At 67.4% G+C, this 15,645-nt stretch carries 14 protein-coding genes; 2 read left to right on the top strand and 12 right to left on the bottom strand.

Annotated features, from left to right (window positions below; all coding sequences use genetic code 11):
- Window positions 1-9 precede the first annotated feature (9 nt).
- Window positions 10-2,427 (top strand): circularly permuted type 2 ATP-grasp protein, encoded by a 2,418-nt coding sequence (locus tag D2T30_RS02405; protein ID WP_128207484.1) that lies wholly within the window; start codon window positions 10-12, stop codon window positions 2,425-2,427.
- Between the two features lie 7 nt (window positions 2,428-2,434).
- Window positions 2,435-3,349 carry a transglutaminase family protein gene (locus D2T30_RS02400; RefSeq protein WP_128207483.1) on the top strand — a complete coding sequence of 305 codons (915 nt, stop codon included), beginning with the start codon at window positions 2,435-2,437 and terminating at the stop codon, window positions 3,347-3,349.
- A gap of 270 nt (window positions 3,350-3,619) precedes the next feature.
- On the opposite strand, the gene lpxB is transcribed toward D2T30_RS02400, so the two are convergent.
- The 12 genes from lpxB to pyrH form a co-directional block, all read right to left on the bottom strand.
- Window positions 3,620-4,768 carry a lipid-A-disaccharide synthase gene (lpxB, locus tag D2T30_RS02395; RefSeq protein WP_128207482.1) on the bottom strand — a complete coding sequence of 383 codons (1,149 nt, stop codon included), beginning with the start codon at window positions 4,766-4,768 and terminating at the stop codon, window positions 3,620-3,622.
- On the bottom strand, window positions 4,765-5,562 hold the full coding sequence (locus tag D2T30_RS02390; protein WP_128207481.1) for an LpxI family protein: 798 nt from the start codon (window positions 5,560-5,562) through the stop codon (window positions 4,765-4,767). Before D2T30_RS02390 ends, lpxB begins: the two co-directional genes overlap by 4 nt.
- The gene (lpxA, locus tag D2T30_RS02385) at window positions 5,559-6,371 is read right to left on the bottom strand and encodes an acyl-ACP--UDP-N-acetylglucosamine O-acyltransferase (protein ID WP_128207480.1); all 813 of its coding nucleotides are present in this window, start codon (window positions 6,369-6,371) and stop codon (window positions 5,559-5,561) included. Before lpxA ends, D2T30_RS02390 begins: the two co-directional genes overlap by 4 nt.
- A gap of 52 nt (window positions 6,372-6,423) precedes the next feature.
- Entirely contained in the window at window positions 6,424-6,891 is a 468-nt protein-coding gene (gene fabZ / locus D2T30_RS02380) for a 3-hydroxyacyl-ACP dehydratase FabZ (RefSeq protein ID WP_128180977.1), read from the bottom strand.
- A 104-nt stretch (window positions 6,892-6,995) separates the two neighbouring features.
- Window positions 6,996-7,580 carry an OmpH/Skp family outer membrane protein gene (locus tag D2T30_RS02375; RefSeq protein ID WP_128207479.1) on the bottom strand — a complete coding sequence of 195 codons (585 nt, stop codon included), beginning with the start codon at window positions 7,578-7,580 and terminating at the stop codon, window positions 6,996-6,998.
- A gap of 7 nt (window positions 7,581-7,587) precedes the next feature.
- Entirely contained in the window at window positions 7,588-9,975 is a 2,388-nt protein-coding gene (gene bamA, locus D2T30_RS02370) for an outer membrane protein assembly factor BamA (protein ID WP_128207478.1), read from the bottom strand.
- Window positions 9,976-10,103: 128 nt separating this feature from the next.
- Window positions 10,104-11,450, bottom strand: a complete 1,347-nt coding sequence (rseP, locus tag D2T30_RS02365) for an RIP metalloprotease RseP (protein WP_128207477.1) — start codon at window positions 11,448-11,450, stop codon at window positions 10,104-10,106.
- A 3-nt stretch (window positions 11,451-11,453) separates the two neighbouring features.
- On the bottom strand, window positions 11,454-12,632 hold the full coding sequence (gene dxr, locus D2T30_RS02360; RefSeq protein WP_128207476.1) for a 1-deoxy-D-xylulose-5-phosphate reductoisomerase: 1,179 nt from the start codon (window positions 12,630-12,632) through the stop codon (window positions 11,454-11,456).
- Between the two features lie 3 nt (window positions 12,633-12,635).
- Entirely contained in the window at window positions 12,636-13,451 is an 816-nt protein-coding gene (locus D2T30_RS02355) for a phosphatidate cytidylyltransferase (RefSeq protein WP_128207475.1), read from the bottom strand.
- The gene (gene uppS / locus D2T30_RS02350) at window positions 13,448-14,191 is read right to left on the bottom strand and encodes a polyprenyl diphosphate synthase (protein ID WP_380727794.1); all 744 of its coding nucleotides are present in this window, start codon (window positions 14,189-14,191) and stop codon (window positions 13,448-13,450) included. The genes D2T30_RS02355 and uppS overlap by 4 nt, the downstream gene beginning before the upstream one ends.
- 20 nt (window positions 14,192-14,211) lie before the next feature.
- A complete protein-coding gene (frr, locus tag D2T30_RS02345; protein WP_128180989.1) occupies window positions 14,212-14,775 on the bottom strand; it encodes a ribosome recycling factor in 564 nt (187 codons plus the stop codon).
- Between the two features lie 126 nt (window positions 14,776-14,901).
- Window positions 14,902-15,633, bottom strand: coding sequence for a UMP kinase (gene pyrH, locus D2T30_RS02340; RefSeq protein WP_128180991.1), 732 nt, complete (start codon window positions 15,631-15,633; stop codon window positions 14,902-14,904).
- Window positions 15,634-15,645 lie beyond the last annotated feature (12 nt).

Raw genomic sequence — 15,645 nt, 5'->3', positions numbered from 1 at the left:
AGGGTCAGGATGACGGAAGCAGCACGGAAAAAGCCGGTTCAGGACATATTCGCCGAATACCGGCTAACCCCCGGTGTTGCGGATGAATTGTTCGATGCGCAGGGGCATATGCGCCCGGTGTGGCGGCGCTTCGTCGATCGCTTTTCGCGGCTGACGCAGGAGGAAATCGCCACCCGATTCGAGCGCGGCAACCTCTATCTGCGCGATGCGGGGGTGTTCTACCGCCAGTATTCCAACGATCCCCTGCAGGAACGGGAATGGCCGCTCAGCCACATTCCCGTGATCCTGCACGAGGAGGAATGGGCGCATATCTGCGCGGGCCTGTCGCAGCGCGCCGACCTGCTGGAAGCGGTGATGGCCGATCTTTACGGGCCGGGCGATCTGGTGCGCGACGGCCATCTGCCGGCCGAGCTGATCGCCGGATCGCAGCAATGGCTGCGGCCGATGGTCGGTGTGACGCCGCGCGGCGGGCATTACCTGCATTTCCTCGCCTTCGAGATCGGCCGCTCCCCGGACGGGTCGTGGTTCGTTCTGGGGGACAGGACGCAGGCGCCCTCGGGCGCGGGCTTCGCGCTGGAAAACCGCATGGCGACGGGGCGGATCTTCCCCGAACGGTTCCCGCGCGCGCATATCCACCGGCTCGCCGGGTTCTTCGGCGCCTTCCGCACGGCGATGGAGCATCTGGCGCGCGGTTCGGCGGGGCGCGACCGCTATGCCGCGATCCTGACGCCGGGGCCGCAGAACGACACCTATTACGAACATACCTACATCGCCCGCTACCTCGGCATGATGCTCCTGGAAGGTGAGGATCTGCTGGTCGAGAACGGCGAGGCGATGGTGCGCACCATCCAAGGTCCGATCCCCGTGGGCCTGTTGTGGCGGCGCATCGACGCGGCCTTCGCCGATCCGCTGGAGCTGGATTCCAGCAGCCGCATCGGCACCCCCGGCCTGATGGAGGCGGTGCGGCAGGGCAACCTCGCGCTGGTCAACGCGCTCGGCTCCGGCATTCTTGAGATGCGGGCGATGATGGCCTTCTTCCCGCGCATTTCCGAACTGCTGACCGGCCAGCCGCTGATCCTGCCCAATATCGCCACATGGTGGTGCGGCGGCGAAAGCCAGCGCGCCTATGTCCGCCGCAACGCCGACCGGATGATGATCGGATCGGCCTATGCGGTCGACCTGCCCTTCGACATCGGCTCGACCACCGCGCTTGGCGGCAATTTCCTCAACAGCGAGAAGCGCTCGATCGCCGAATGGATCGAGGCGGAGGGCACATCCCTCGTCGGGCAGGAGGCGGTATCGCTGTCCACCACCCCCGCATGGGTCGATGCCGAGGACGGCGGCCGGGTCGAGCCGCGCCCGATGACGGTGCGGATCTTCGCCGCGCGCACGCCCTCGGGCTGGCATTTCATGAAGGGCGGCTATGCCCGGATCGGCAAATCGGGCGATGCGATGGCGCTGGCCATGCAGCGCGGCGGATCGGTCGCCGATGTCTGGGTCGTCTCCGACAAGCCGGTGCCGCAAGACACCCTCGCCCCGCCGGAGACGGGTGATTTCCGCCGCTCCACCACCGGGATCCTGCCCGCGCGCTCGGCCGACAACCTCTACTGGCTCGGGCGCTATGTCGAACGGACCGAGGATGCGATCCGCCTGATCCGCGCCTATAACCTGCGTCTTGCGCAGACCGACAATCCGAACGACGCACGGCTGCGGCGGCTGCGCGATTTCATGGACAATTACGGCTACGATCTGAGCCGCCCGATCCCGCCCGCCCTGATCGACCGGATCGAGGCGGCGCGCGGCTGCGCGGCCAAGGTGCGGGACCGTTTTTCCACCGATGGCTGGGCGGCGCTGAACGACCTGCTGAAAACCACGCGACGGATGACCTCGACCGCGCAACCGGGCGACGATGCCGCCCGCGCCATGTCGGTTCTGGTGCGCAAGATCACCGGCTTTTCCGGTCTCGTGCATGAAAACATGTATCGCTTCTCCGGCTGGCGGTTCCTCAGCCTCGGCCGCGCGCTGGAACGGGCGGATTCGCTCGCGGCGCTGCTGGCGGAATTCGCCGACCCGGATGCGCCCCAGGGCTCGCTCGACATGGCGGTGGAGGTGGCGGACAGCGTCATCACCCATCAGCGCCGCTACCGGGTGGAAACCTCGCGCAATACGGTCGTCGATCTGCTGGCGCTCGATGCCGACAATCCCCGCGCCATCCTGTTCCAGATCCAGCGCATCCGGCAACTGGCCGACGATCTGCCGCATTCGCGGGTGAACGGGCGGCTCGCGCCGATCTCGCGCGCGATCCTGCCGATCGAGGCGGAATTTTGCGTCCGCGATCCGGTCGAGATCGACACCGCGCGCCTGATCGCCCTGCGCTCCGAACTGGCCCATATCTCCGATCTGGTCGGGGCAGCCTATCTGCGCTGAGGTTCCCATGCTTTATGACATCCGCCTGTTGATCGAATACAGCTACGCCGTTTCCTCGGACCATCTGCGCAATCTGGTGCGGCTGCTGCCCTGCGACATTCCGGGGCGGCAAAGGGTGCTGTCGCGGCATCTGACGGTGGAACCCGCCGCGGATGAACGCCGCGACGCGCTGGATTTCTTCGGCAATGCGATGACCACCGTCGCTTGGCACGCGCCGATCGATTCCGTCGCGCTGCAGCTCATGGCGCGGGTGGAGCGGCGGGCCGTGCCGCAGCGTCTGGACCTCTCGCCGCCTGTCGAGCTGCTGGAGGAAGACATCGCTTCGGTCCAGACACTGGGGCCCGAGGCGCCGCATCACTATCGCGGCGCGAGCCCCCGCATCCGCCCCTTCCCCGAGGCCACCGCCTATGCCCGCGCGCTGATCCGCCCCGGCATGACCGCCCTGCAAGGCGTCGAGGCGGTGGGCCGCGCGCTCAACCGCGACATGAAGTTCGACTCGAAAGCCACCACCGTCGAGACCCCCCCGGCCGAGGCTTTCGCCAAGCGGCGCGGCGTGTGTCAGGACTTCACCCAGATCATGATCGCCGCGCTGCGCGGGGTCGGGATCCCGTCGGGCTATGTCTCGGGCTTCCTGCGCACCTTCCCGCCGCCCGGCCAACCCCGGCTCGAAGGCGCCGACGCGATGCACGCCTGGGTGCGCGCCTGGGTCGGCAAGGAAATCGGCTGGATCGAATTCGACCCGACGAACGACCAATATGCGGGGCTCGATTACGTGACCGTCGCCTATGGGCGCGACTATTCCGACGTCGCCCCGGTGCGCGGCGTGATGCGCACGGCGGGCGGACATGAAAGCCGGCAGGCGGTGGATGTGATCCCGCTGGACGACGAGGAACAACTCGCCCCGGCGCAAGGGTCGGAGTGAGAAGAGGCTCAACCCCGGATCGCGGCGCGGGCGGAGAGGGCGCAGGGGGCGCTGCCCCCTCGGCTTTCAGCCTCACCCTCGGGATATTTGAGGAAAGATGAAAGAGAGGCCGTTCCGCGTTGGAGTCCCTGATAGCGCCCAAATGGACACCGGATAACGGCCTTCTGCCCGTCGTTTTTCCATAAATATCCCGGGGGAGCGCGGAACGCGCGGGGGCGGCGCCCCCTGCAGCCTCTCCGCCCGCGCCGCGATCCGGGGTTGAGGCGCGCTCTAAGCGGCCAGCGCCTTCAGCACGGAGCGCGCCGCGCGCAGGCCGGGCGGTTCGCCACCCTCGCCCAGACGGCGCATCGTTTCCTCCATCGCGGCGATCTGCGCGGCCCGCGCCGCCGGATCGGAGATCAGCGCCTCCAGCGCCGGGGCGATCTTTTCCGCCCGGCAGTTGGGGCCAAGGAATTCCGGCACCGCGCGGGTTTCCGACACCAGATTGACCAGCGTCACCGTGTCGATCCGCATCAGGTTCCAGATGATGTGCCAGCTGATGACATTCGCGTCATAGGCGATCACCATCGGCACCCGGTTCGCCGCAAGTTCGAGGCTCACCGTTCCCGAGGCCGCCAGCGCCAGATCCGCCGCCGCGAAGGCCGCGCGCTTGTCATCTGCCGCCTCGACGATGATGGGCGCCGTTTCCCAGCCCGCCGTCATGTCGCGCACCACGGCGGCGACGCCGCGCACCGTCGGCACGATCACCCGCAGGTCGGGATGCCGCTGGCCGAGGATCTTCAGCGCCGCCTCGAACCGCGGCAGAAGCCGCTTCACCTCGCCCCGGCGCGATCCGGGCAGGCACAGCGCCACCGGCTGGCGCGGGCCGATCATCAGCGTCTCGCGCAGCGCGTCGGCCTGTTCCATCGTGGCGCGCGGTTCGGCCACCACCGGATGGCCGACGAAATCGCAGCTCATCCCCGCGGCTTCCATATAGGGCGGCTCAAAGGGCAACAGCGCCAGCACATGGTCGATCACCCGCGCCATTTTGACCGCCCGCCCCGGCCGCCATGCCCAGACCGAGGGCGCGACGTAATGGATCGTCTTCTGCTCCGGCACGGTCTCCTTGACGATCCTTGCGACGCGCAGGCAGAAATCCGGGCTGTCGATGGTGATCAGCGCATCGGGGCGCATGTCAATCACCGCCTGCGCGGTTTCGGCGATGCGGCGTTTCAGATGGCGGTATTTCGGCAGGACCTCGGCGATGCCCATCACCGAAAGCTCCTCCATCGGGAAGCGCGAGGTCAGCCCCTCCGCCTCCATCAGCGGGCCGCCGATGCCCTCGAAGGTGACGTCCGGCACCAGGCTTTTCAGCCCCGCCATCAGCGCCGCGCCGAGCTTGTCGCCCGAGGCCTCGCCCGCCACCAGAAACAGCCTCATGCGCCGATCCCCCACAGCGCGATCCCCGCCGCCGCCGCCGCCGCGAGGGTCGCGCCGCGATCGAGCAGCAATGCTCCGCCCGCCGCCCAGGCGATGCAGGACAGCCGCGCCTCGGCCGCACGGGCGACGGTTTCGGGGCCAATGGCGGGCATGTCGATGCGCAAATCCTGCCCCGGCTTCGGCGCCTTGAACAGCACCCCGTCCGCATGGCCCGGTTTGCGCGTTTCGGCGACGAAGCGCAGCATGGCGTCGGTGCCCGGCAGCGCCTCGACCGCTAGGCACAGGCCGCGCGCGACGACCGCCCCCTGCCCGACATCCACCGCGCCGATCGCCTCGACGATCTGGCGCGCGCGGGCGGCATCCTTGCGGTCCTGATCCGAGACGGTGCCGCTGAGCACGCCCGCGCCCGCGACCAGATCCGGCGCGATCGCATCCGCGCCGACGACCGTCAGGCCCTTTTCCTCGAAGAGCGCGATCACCGCGCGCAGCGTCGCGTCATCGCCCGACTGGATCGCCGTCATGATCCGCGGCACCAGCGCCAGCGTGCGGAAATCGAATTTCGTCGCCTCGATCTTCGGGCGCTGGATGGCGCCGGCGAAGCACACTTCGCGGATGCCCCGCGACACCAGCGTGTTCAGAAACGGCACCAGCCGCTCGACCCGAAAGCGCAAGGGCTCGCGGCCCGGAATGGCGGCGGGAAACCCTTCCAGCTCGCACACCAGCATGTCGGGCCGCGCCGCCGCCAGAAGCGCGGGCAAGGCCCCCGTGCCGGCGATGAGCGCGGTCCGCGTCATTTATGATCCCGGTGCACGCGCGGCGTCAGGAAGCTGCGATCCGAGGGGCCGAGGATGAACTCCAGCACCTCGTTCACATAGGCGCTGTCCGCGCCCGCCTCATGCAGCTTGCGCGCCTGTTCGCGGAAATTGCCATCCGACAGGGCCTGATACAGCTCGCGCAGCGCGGCGATGTCCGTGCGCGCCACGCCGTGACGTTTCAGCCCGACGAGGTTCAGCCCCTCGATCTCCGCCCGGGGTCCTGCGACCAGCGCATGCGGGATCACGTCCGAGGTCACCATCGACAGCGCCCCGATGATCGCGCCGCGCCCGATCCGCACCCATTGATGCACGCCCGACAGGCCGCCGACGATCACGTCATCCTCGATATGGCAATGGCCGGCGATGGCGACGGAATTGACCAGGATCACCCGGTCGCCGATCTGCACGTCATGCGCCACGTGCGACGAGGACATGAACAGCCCGTCGTCGCCGACGCGGGTGATGCCGCCGCCGCCCTCGGTCCCCGGGTTCATCGTCACATATTCGCGGATGCGGTTGCGTGCGCCGATCACCAGCCGGGTCTTTTCACCCTTGAACTTCAGGTCCTGCGGGATCTGCCCGATCGAGGCGAAGGGGAAGATCACCGTCTCGGGCCCGATCTCGGTCGCACCGGCGACGACGACATGGGATTTCAGCTCGACCCCGTCGGCCAGCACGACCTCGGGGCCGACGTGGCAGAACGGACCGATCCGGCAGCCCGCGCCGATCACCGCGCCCTCTTCGACCACGGCGGCGGGGTGGATAACCGCCTGCGGATCAATCGCCATGTTTCCAGCCTCCATTCCGTTTCCGGTCAGCGCATCGGGCAAGTGTCATGGCTCAGCTTTTCGGAGCCGGAGCCATCATCGCGGTGAATTCGGCCTCCGCCGCCTTTTCATCGCCGACAAAGGCCTCGCCCAGGAATTTCCACACCTTGCCGCCGCCCCGCTTGCAGGTCACGCGCAGTTCCAGCACATCGCCCGGCACCACCTTGCGGCGGAACTTGCAGGCGTCGATGCCCATGAAATAGGTCACCATGTCGGTGCCGATCAGGTTCATCGAAATGCCCACGACGATGGCGGATGTCTGCGCCATCGCCTCGACGATCAGCACGCCCGGCATCACCGGCTCGTTCGGGAAATGCCCCTGAAAATGCGGCTCGTTCGACGTCACCATCTTCACACCCACGGCGGATTCGAAGGGCACGATGTCGCGCACCCTGTCGATCAGCAGGAACGGATAGCGATGCGGGATGATCTGTTTGATGAGCGCCAGGTCGGCGGACGTGTGGGGGGCGGGTTCAGTCATCTGGCTTCCTCGAAACGGGTCCGGAACAGGCGGATCGCGCGATTGCTAACAACGCGGCGGCGCAATGGCAAGCACTGGCCTTTGCCGAAAGGCCGGCGCGGCGGTCAGGGCGTCGCGGCGGGCTGCGGGCCTTCGCCGAAACGGTCGTTCACCAGCGTCACCAGCGCGCCGGTCACGTCGGCATCGGCGCGGCCGCGGATGATCGCCCGCCGGTCCATCACCACCGCGGCGCCCCGCTGTTGCAAGATGTCGTCCAGAAGCGGCGCGATCGCGCGGAACAACGCCTCGCGCTCATCCTCGAATTTCTGCGTCAGGGCCTGGGCCTTGGCCTTCTGCGTGTTGCGGATCTCCGTCGCGCGGGCGTCGAAAGCGGCAGCCTCGCGGCGGAAATCCTCGGCGTTCATCGTGGCGCGGCGTTCGGTCAGGGATTTCTCCTCGGCCACCAGCTCATCGGCGATGCGGTCGTTTTCCTGACTCAGCGCCTGCGATTCCCGGGCCAGATCCTCGCGGATGCGCTTGCCCCAGTGGCTTTCGTCGAACAGCCGTTCCCAGTCGAGCGTCAGCACCTGCTGCGAAGCCGTCGCCGCCTGCGCCCCCGCGGCACCGGGGGCCAGCGACACACCCGCCAGCATCGCGGCGAGGATCCATCCCCGCCGTGCCGCCCGCCGCTGTGCCGCACCCCGTGCCATCCCGCCCTCAGAACTGGGTCGAGATGGTCAGGTCGAAGTTCTGCACCTTGTCGTATTCCTCTTTCTTCACCGCGCGCGAGAAGTTCAGCCGCAGCGGGCCGATCGCCGAACGCCAGTAGATCGAAAAGCCCACGGCCGAACGCAGCTTCATGCCGTCGTCCACCTCGATGCCGCCGGCGCCGATCTTGTCGTCCAGCCCCCAGACCGAGCCGGTATCCCAGAACAGGCCGCCGGTGATGCCGTATTCCTCGGGGAAGCCGATGGGGAATTCGGATTCCAGACGCAGCGCGGCGAAATACTTGCCGCCGAGCGCATCGCCGTTCGGCGCGTTCCGGTCGCGCGGACCGTAGCCGTTCGATTCGAACCCGCGCACCTTGCCGTAACCCGAAAAGCGGTCAAGCACCGTGAGTTGCGTATCGCCGCGCTTGTGGACCGCCCCGCCTTCCAGTTCGGCGCGCAGGGTGACTTCCTCGTGCCAGACCTTGCGTTCGGCCCGCAAGAGCGCCGTGGTCCGCAACGATTCCACATCGCCACCGACGCCCGCGATATCCTGCCCGAAGCGGGCGGTGAAGCCATAGCGCGGGTCGATCCCGCTGCGCCGGGTGTCCCAGGTGTAGCTGTAGCCGACCGAAGAGGTCGTCCGCTCCCCTTCCTCGCGTTCGAGGATCGGCGAGGACCAGGAACTGCTGCCGCTTGCCGCCGCCTCTTCTTCCGAGGTCACATTATACAGCCGGTCGACCGAATAGGTGTAGCGCAGTTCCAGCCGCGAATTTTCCGAAACCGGGAATTCGATCGACGGCGTGATGCCGAGCCGCTTGGTCGAATAGGCGGAATTGTCATCCTCGGAGGTGTTGTACCAAAGATGAACCCGCGCCCTTAGGTCACGCCCGAGGAAATAGGGCTCGACGAAATCGATGGAGCTTTGCTGGTTGTCCGAGGTCGTGCCGATCTGCACGCCCAGATACTGCCCCCGGCCGAGGAAGTTCGATTCCTGCAAGCCGACGTTGATCCCGAAGCCCGAGGACACGCCATAGCTGGCCCCGAAGGTCAGCGAGCCGGTCGGCTGTTCCTCGACGTTGACGTCGACCACGACCTGATCCGGGCCGGAGCCCTGCCGGGTGTTCACCTCGGCATTGCTGAAGAAGCCAAGCGCGCGGATCCGTTCGGCGGAATTGCGGATTTCGCGCGGGTTGAAGGGGTCGCCCTCGACGGTGCGGAACTCGCGCCGGACCACGTTGTCCTGCGTGGTGGTGTTGCCCTCGATGTCGATGCGTTCGACGAACAGCCGGTCGCCCGGCACCAGCGCGAACTGCACGTTCAGCGTCTGGGTGCGGGGATCGCGGGTCACGCGCGGATCGACGCGGACGAAGTTGGCGCCCTTGCGCAGCGCCAGCTGTTCCATCCGCGTGACGGCGATGTCGATCGCGTTGGGCGAATAGATCGACCCGGTGCGGATTTTCGCCAGACCGGAGAATTCGGCCGCGTCCAGTTCCGGGATTTCCGAGACCGTGGTGATATTGCCGAATTTGTACTGCTGACCCTCGTTGATGTTGAAGGTCATGAAGACGGCATTGCGGTCACGCGCCATCTCCGAGGAAACGCCCGTCACCTGCACATCCGGATAGCCGCGCGAGCGGTAGAAGTCGATCAGCAGCTGGCGGTCCTGATCCACCCGGTCCGGCACGAAGCTGTCGCTCGAGATGATCGCATGCAGCAGGCCCGACTGTTTCGTCGCCAGAACGTCGCGCAGCCGGCGGTTGGAATAGGAATGGTTTCCGGTGAAGCCGATCCGCTGCACCTCGGACACCGATCCCTCGATGATCTCGAAGGCGACGTCGACGCGGTTGCCCGACCGGCGGATGACCTTGGGATCGACGCGCACGCCGTAGCGGCCCGAGGCTTCCGCATAGCCGCGGGCGATGTTGTCGGCGTCGGCCTCGGCCACCGCGGGGTTGAAGACGTGGTTGGGCTGGGTCTTGACGATCTTCGCCAGCGCATCGTCCTTCATGATGCTGTTGCCCTCGAAGGACACGACGTTGACCGTCGGGAATTCCTGCACCTGAATGGTCAGGGTCGATCCCTGCGGCACCAGCTCGACCTTCTCGAACAGGCCCGATCCCTGAATGCGCTGAAAAGCGTCGTTCAGTTCCCCGGCCGAGATCGCGGCGCCGCTGCTGATATTCGCATAGGACAGGATCGTGGCCGCCTCGATCCGTTCGTTGCCCACGATCCTGATGTTGGTGAAGCGGTAGTCCTGCGCCTGCGCCACGACCGGCACCAGAACGGAGCCGATCGCCGTCGCTCCGGCAAGGCCCGCCGCCGTCAGACGCAACGCCAGCCCCCACCGCGCGAGGCCCCGCCCCGCCACGGTCGTCTCTTGCCGCCGGTTGGTCATTCCCTTACCCCGTACTGCCCTTTTGTTGTCAGACCGTGAGTAGCCGGAAAGGGGAACCTTGTCAAAAGACGAAGCGCGCCCCGCGCGCCTTTCCGGCGCCGTCCGCGGCGGGCCGCTCAGGCGCGGGTTCAGGGGCAGGTCACGTCGTTCCAAAGGCCAAAGAACATCAGCGCCAGAACCAGCGCCATGCCGATCGCCATCAGCCCGTTCATCGCCCCGTCCGAGGGCGGTTTCCCGGTGATCGCTTCATAGAGGTGAAACACCAGATGCCCGCCATCCAAAACCGGAATCGGAAACAGGTTCAGAAAGCCCACCGCCGTCGACAGAACCGCGATGAACCAGATGAAATCCGCGAGCCCCGATTTCGCCGCCGCCGCCGACCCTTCGGCGATGCCGATGGCGCCGCGCAGGTTGCACGATGAAATCTGACCGAGAATCATGTGCTTGAGCCCGGAAACGGAGGAACTGACCACCATCCACGTCTGTTGCGCGCCGCCGGTGATCCCCTCGATCAGGCCGGTGCGGCGGGTCAGCGGCGCAAAGGCCAGCTCACCCGTCGCGCCGATCATGTATCGGGTCTCGAAGCCGCCGTCGGCGGTGGGCATATCGGTGCTTTTCGGCGTCAGGGTGACGGTGCGGAGCGCGGCGTCCGCGCCGTCCGGGCGCCAGACGGTCAGGGTCAGCGGCTTGCCCGCCCCATCGGCCGTGGCCTGCCGCAGATCGGCGAAGCGCGCCGCCGGCACGCCGTCGATTTCGGTAATCACGTCGCCCTTCTGCAGCCCCGCCGCATAGGCGGCCGAGGCGGGGATCACCGCGCTCAGCCGCGGCGGCATCGGCTGCGGCCCCGCGACCTCGACCGTCGCGCCGTCGCGCGACAGCCTCCAGATCACCGTCGGCGTATCGGGCAGCCCGTCCGAGGCCGCGGCGTAAAGCGCCCCGTAATCCGGCGTGTCGATCCCGCCGATGGCCAGCACCCGGTCGCCGGGGCGCAGCATGTCCACCGCCTCGGGCAGCGGATAGAGGGATCCGATCACTGGCTCCTCGGTCGCGCGGCCCGACCACATCATCACCCCGGCAAAGACCAGAATCGACAGAATGAAGTTGAAGACCGGCCCCGCCGCCACCGTCGCCGCCCGCGCCCACAAAGGCGCGCCGGCCATCGTGTGACGGCGTTCGCCCTCGCTCAGTCCCGAGACGGCCGCCTGATCGACCCCCGCCGAGGCGGCATTGGCATCGCCGAGAAACTTCACATAGCCGCCAAGCGGCAGCGCCGACACCTGCCAGCGCGTCCCATGCCGGTCCACCCGCGAAAACAGCCGCGGACCGAAGCCCACGGAAAACACCTCCGCCTTGATCCCCGACAGCCGGCCGATGATGTAATGGCCGTATTCATGCACCGTCACAATGATCGACAGCGCGACGACGAAGGCCACCACGGAATAGATCGCATTGCCGAAATCGGGGAGAAACTCCAAAGGTCAGATCCTTCCGGTCGAGAGACGTTCGCGGCCAAGGGCGCGCGCCTCGGCATCCACTGCTAGGACGTTATCGAGGCTCACCGGCGCATTTCCAAGACCCTGCCGCGATGACATGTCCGAGAGCAGGGATTCGACCAGCCGCGCCATGTCCATGAAACCGATCCGCCCGGCGATGAAACCGTCGAGCGCAACCTCTTTCGCCGCGTTGAAGACCGCGCCGGCCGCCCCGCGAATGGCCATCACCTCGCGCGCCAGCCGCAGCGCCGGGAAGCGCACCGCGTCCGGCGCCTGAAACGTCAGTTGCCCGAGCCGCGCCAGATCGAGCCGCGCGACCGGCAGCTCCCGCCGCGCGGGCCAGTTCAGCGCATAGCCGATCGCATGGCGCATGTCGGGCGCGCCCAGATGCGCCATCAGCGCCCCGTCGCGGAACCCCACCAGCGCGTGGACAAGGCTTTCGGGATGGACGACCGCCTCGATCCGCTCCGGCGCGATGCCGAAATATTCCCGCGTTTCAATCAGTTCCATCGCCTTGTTGAACATCGAGGCGCTGTCGATGGTGATCCGCTGCCCCATCGCCCAGTTCGGATGCCGCGAAGCCTCGGCCAGCGTCGCGCGTTCCAGTTGCGCAAGGCTCCAGTCCCGGAACGGCCCGCCCGAGGCGGTGATGATGACACGCTCGACATCCTCGATCCGCTCGCCGGTCAGCGCCTGAAAGACGGCGGAATGTTCGCTGTCGACGGGCAGGATGCGGGCGTTATGCCGCGCCGCCTCGGCCAGCAGCAGGGGACCGGCGGCGACAAGGCTTTCCTTGTTCGCCAGCGCCAGCGTGGTCCCGTGCCGCAGCGCCGCGAAGCCGGGCGCCAGCCCCGCCGCGCCGACGATCGCGCTCATCACCCAGTCGGCGGGGCGTTCCGCCGCCTCGATCAGCGCGGCGGGGCCTGCGGCGGCCTCGACGCCCGAGCCTTGCAGCGCGGCGCGCAGATCGGGCAGGCGATCCTCATGCGCGGTGACGGCGACCTCGGCGCGCAATTCGCGCGCCTGCGCGGCCAGCAGGTCGATGTTGCGCCCGCCGGTCAGCGCGACGATGCGGAACGCCTCCGCCCCGCCCTGACGGCGCAACAGGTCGATCGTGTTCACACCGATCGAGCCGGTCGCCCCGAAAACCGAAATCCTGCGCATCCCCTAGCCTCCGACGAACGGCAAGGTGCCGAACTGCGCGACCAGCAGCACCATCAGCACCGCCCCGATCAGCGCGTCGAACCTGTCGAGCACCCCGCCATGACCGGGGATCAGGGCGGAACTGTCCTTCACCCCGCTGCGGCGCTTGATCCAGCTTTCGGCGATGTCGCCCAGCTGTCCGGCAAAGGCCAGCAGCGGCGACAGCAGCAGCAGGCCCCAGCCGCCAATCCCGCTGAGCGCATAGACCGCCCCAACCAGCATCGCGCCGATCCAGCCGGCCACCGTGCCGGACCATGTCTTCTTCGGGCTGATCCGGGGCCAGAACTTCGGCCCGCCAAGCGTCCGCCCGGCGAAATAGCCCATCACGTCGGACACGACCACCACCGCGATGATCCAGACGATCGCCCGCAATCCCTGCGGCGCGTTCAGCCCGTCACGCAGCGCCACCAGCCCATAGCCCGTCAGCATGATCGCAAAAGCGTAAAGCCCCCAGACCAGCCAGTCGCGCCGCGCCAGCCGCCACAGCCCCGCCAGCGACGGCACGATCAGCAGCGCCAGCGCGAAGGGCGAATGCAGCACGAAGATCGCGGCCAGCGCCGCCCCCGCCAGCAGGCCGAGCACCACCGCCCGCGCGCGCCGCGCAGGCACCAGCATCGCCGCCAGTTCCCACACCATCAGCGCCGAAACCACCACGGCGAGCGTGGCGAATACCACGCCCCCCGCCCAGATCGCCGCCGCCCCCAGCAGCAGCATCACCAGCCCGGATCCGAGCCGCGGCCCCAGATCCGACCACCGGCCGGGGGAAGCGGGCGTTTTCATCCCTGCGCCCCGCCGAACCGGCGTTCCCGCGATCCGAAACAGGCCAGGATCCGTGCCAGCTCCGCCGGGGTGAAATCCGGCCAGAGCGTCGGGGTGAATTCATATTCGGCATAGGCCGCCTGCCAGAGCAGGAAGTTCGAGGTCCGCGTCTCGCCCGAGGTGCGGATCACCAGATCCGGATCGGGCATCCCCGCCGTATCGAGCCGCGCGGCGATCACCGCCTCGTTCACCGCGCTTGCCGCCAGCCGCCCCTCGGCGACATCCTGCGCCACGCGCGCCATCGCCCGGCGCAGCTCATCCCGGCCGCCATAGTTGATCGCCACGGTGAAGTTCAGCCGGGCATTGGCGGCGGTGCGTTCCTCGATCCCCGCCATCATCTTCTGCAACCGCGCATCCAGCCGCTCGCGCGCGCCGATGAAGCGCAGCCGCACGCCTTCGGCGGCCAGCGCCTCGGCCTCGTTCTCGATGTAGCGGGTGAACAGCGCCATCAGGCCGAGGACCTCCTCGGTCGAGCGGCGCCAGTTCTCGGTCGAGAAGGCATAGACGGTCAGCCAGCGCACGCCCAGATCCGGGCAGGCGCGGACGATCTCCTTGACCCGTTCGGCCCCCTTGCGGTGGCCGACAAGCCGCGGCCAGCCGCGGTTCTTCGCCCAACGGCCGTTGCCATCCATGATGATCGCGACATGCGGGACACCGTAATCCGCGGCACCGGTCGCTTCGGGGGTCGGGGTCACGGCCACATCGCCTCGCTTGCAGGCGCTCAGACCTGCATGATCTCCGCCTGCTTCGACTCGAGCGCCTTGTCCACCAGCGCGATCTGCCGGTTGGTCAGCTCCTGCACCTCGTTTTCCCAGAACTTCACGTCGTCCTCGGACATGCCGGAGGCCTTGGCCTTCTTCACCTGATCCATGCCGTCGCGGCGCACGTTGCGGATCGCGACCCGCGCGCTTTCGGCATATTGCGCGGCGACCTTGGACAGTTCGCGGCGGCGTTCCTCGTTCAGTTCGGGAATCGGCAGCATGATGATCGTGCCGTTGGTCTGCGGGTTGATCCCCAGCCCGGATTCGCGGATCGCCTTTTCGACCTTGTTGACCAGCCCCTTGTCCCAGACGTTGATGGTCACCATGCGCGGTTCCGGCACGTTCACCGTTCCCACCTGGTTGATCGGCGTGGGCGAGCCATAGGCATCCACCACCACCGGGTCCAGCATCGCGCCCGAGGCCCGCCCCGTCCGCAGCGAGGCGAATTCGGTTTTCAGCGCGGACATCGCGCCTTCCATGCGGCGCAGAAGGTCATCAGTGTCGATTTCGATTTCGTCGGACATGGCGTCCCCCCGGTAGTCTGGTCTGGGTTTCCTTGTAGCGGTGTTCACCGCCGAAGGGTAGGGAAAGATAAACGCCCGCGCCAACCCGAGGCCCCGGAAGGCAGGGTCGGCGCGGGCCGGATCGTGTCAGGCCACGACCTTGGTATAGGTGCCCTGCCCGGCCAGAATGCCGCGGAATCCGCCCGGCTCGTCCAGCGAGAAGACGATGATCGGCAGGTTGTTGTCACGCGCCAGCGCGATGGCCGAAGCATCCATCACGCCAAGGTTCTTTTGCAGGCATTCGTCATAGGAAACGGTGTCGTAACGCTTCGCATCGGCGAATTTCTTCGGATCCTTGTCATAGACGCCATCGACCTTGGTGCCCTTGAAGATCGCCTCGCAGTTCATCTCGTTCGCCCGCAGGGTCGCCGCCGTGTCGGTGGTGAAATAGGGGTTGCCGGTGCCCGCGGCGAAAATGCAGATCCGCTGCTTTTCCAGATGCCGCACGGCACGGCGGCGGATGTAGGGCTCGCACACCTGATCCATCGGAATGGCCGAGATCACCCGCGTGTGCAGGCCAAGCGCCTCGAGCTGCGCCTGCATGCCAAGCGCGTTCATCACCGTCGCCAGCATCCCCATGTAATCGGCGGTGGTGCGTTCCATCCCCTGCGCGGATCCGGCGAGACCGCGAAAGATGTTGCCGCCCCCGATCACCATGCAGATCTCCACGCCCAGAGCATGGACGGCCTGCACCTCGCGGGCGATGCGCGCGACGGTCGGCGGATGCAGGCCGTAGCCCTGATCGCCCATCAGCGCCTCCCCCGAGATCTTCAGCAGCACACGCTTGTATTTCACAGCCGGCTCGGCCTCTGCATTCATCGGGGGATTCCC

This window comes from Paenirhodobacter populi (assembly GCF_004022215.1).
GTDB lineage: Bacteria > Pseudomonadota > Alphaproteobacteria > Rhodobacterales > Rhodobacteraceae > Rhodobacter > Rhodobacter populi.
This window is presented reverse-complemented; position numbering and strand designations above follow the sequence as displayed.

Coding starts and splice junctions, on each gene's coding strand:
- lpxA (WP_128207480.1), bottom strand. CDS start 6,371: ATGGCGATTGATCCGCAGGCGGTTATCCACCCCGCCGCCGTGGTCGAA.
- D2T30_RS02355 (WP_128207475.1), bottom strand. CDS start 13,451: ATGAAAACGCCCGCTTCCCCCGGCCGGTGGTCGGATCTGGGGCCGCGG.
- dxr (WP_128207476.1), bottom strand. CDS start 12,632: ATGCGCAGGATTTCGGTTTTCGGGGCGACCGGCTCGATCGGTGTGAAC.
- fabZ (WP_128180977.1), bottom strand. CDS start 6,891: ATGACTGAACCCGCCCCCCACACGTCCGCCGACCTGGCGCTCATCAAA.
- D2T30_RS02405 (WP_128207484.1), top strand. CDS start 10: ATGACGGAAGCAGCACGGAAAAAGCCGGTTCAGGACATATTCGCCGAA.
- frr (WP_128180989.1), bottom strand. CDS start 14,775: ATGTCCGACGAAATCGAAATCGACACTGATGACCTTCTGCGCCGCATG.
- lpxB (WP_128207482.1), bottom strand. CDS start 4,768: ATGAGGCTGTTTCTGGTGGCGGGCGAGGCCTCGGGCGACAAGCTCGGC.
- D2T30_RS02390 (WP_128207481.1), bottom strand. CDS start 5,562: ATGACGCGGACCGCGCTCATCGCCGGCACGGGGGCCTTGCCCGCGCTT.
- bamA (WP_128207478.1), bottom strand. CDS start 9,975: ATGACCAACCGGCGGCAAGAGACGACCGTGGCGGGGCGGGGCCTCGCG.
- D2T30_RS02400 (WP_128207483.1), top strand. CDS start 2,435: ATGCTTTATGACATCCGCCTGTTGATCGAATACAGCTACGCCGTTTCC.
- pyrH (WP_128180991.1), bottom strand. CDS start 15,633: ATGAATGCAGAGGCCGAGCCGGCTGTGAAATACAAGCGTGTGCTGCTG.
- D2T30_RS02375 (WP_128207479.1), bottom strand. CDS start 7,580: ATGGCACGGGGTGCGGCACAGCGGCGGGCGGCACGGCGGGGATGGATC.